We start from the raw sequence: 1183 nt of genomic DNA, 5'->3' as shown, positions 1-1183 counted from the left end.
CTAGTAGTTCGTTCCAACAATAAAGTTACATATCACGCCAGCCCTAGATCAAACTTCTTCCAGCGGAAGACAACCGGGGCGGCGTTCATCTCATCAATGCCTTGACGGATGCGGGCTTTGAGCTCCTCGAGCGAGGCGACGCGGATGTGGCGGAGGAAGGTACGGGCCATTTTGGAGAAGGCGCACTCGATGAGGTTGAGCCAGGAGCCATGCTTGGGCGTGTGCACGTACTCGAAACGCCCCGGACGGGTGGCGAGATAGGCCATGGTTTCCTTCGAGATATGCGCAGAATGATTATCCAGCACCAGGCGGATGGTCGCCCCCGCCGGGTAGTAAGCGTCGAGCGACTGCAGCAAGGCGATGAATTCGCGGCTGCGATGGCGCTCTTCGATGTGGGCGAAGAGGTGTCCAGTGTGCAGGTCGATGCCGGCCAGAATCGAGGCTGTCCCATAGCGAACGTATTCATAATCGCGGCCCACGCTCGGCGCTTTACCCGGCACCGGCGGGAGATCGGGCGCCGTCAGGCCAATGGCCTGCACGCCAGGTTTCTCGTCGACACTGACGGTATAGGTCGACAGGGGGTTCTGATCGGCCGCGGCCCGCTCTCGCTCAAGCGCCACCTCGCGGTAGACGATCAGCACCTCGCGCATCTTCTCCTCGAAGGCCGGGTCGCGTTTCTCCAGGTAGTAGGTGATCTTGTGGGGCTTGAGCTCGTGTTCGTTGAGAATCCGCCAGATGGTGCTTTTCCCCGCCCCAGCCAAGCGCGCAAAGCCGGCCGCTTCGGCGTGCTCGCGCACATAGGCGGCCAACGCCGAGAGGCTCCACAGTTCCGCCGCCAAGCCCAGGTCCTTGGGTTTGGCACAGGCCAGATTGACGACCCACGCCTTCGCCTCCTCGGTGATTTCCGGAGGATGCGGTCGGTGGTAGGTGTCTTTCAGCCCCGCCGCGATGCCCGCGGCCAAGGCCTTGTCGATGCACTTGTAGATCATCGGTCGGCTGACGCCGACTTGTCTGTGGATCGCGCTGATCGAAACGCCATCGGCGTAACGCAACAGGATGCGCGCGCGCTCGACTTCGCGCACCGCAGCGGTGCGCGAGCGCGCCAGCTCCGTCAACGAGCGGCGCTGCTCATCGGACAAGTTCAGCGCCGCACGAGCCGTTTTCCTCGCCATGGTTGCCTCCC

Annotated in this window: 1 protein-coding gene; it reads right to left on the bottom strand. The window is 62.7% G+C overall.

The annotated features are described in order from the left end of the window. Positions 1 to 32: 32 nt before the first annotated feature. Positions 33 to 1172, bottom strand: a complete 1140-nt coding sequence (locus CKO41_RS18275; protein WP_200383289.1) for an IS630 family transposase — start codon at positions 1170 to 1172, stop codon at positions 33 to 35. Positions 1173 to 1183: the final 11 nt, after the last annotated feature.

The organism is Thiococcus pfennigii (assembly GCF_016583835.1).
GTDB classification, from domain to species: Bacteria; Pseudomonadota; Gammaproteobacteria; order Chromatiales; family Chromatiaceae; genus Thiococcus; species Thiococcus pfennigii.
This window is presented reverse-complemented; position numbering and strand designations above follow the sequence as displayed.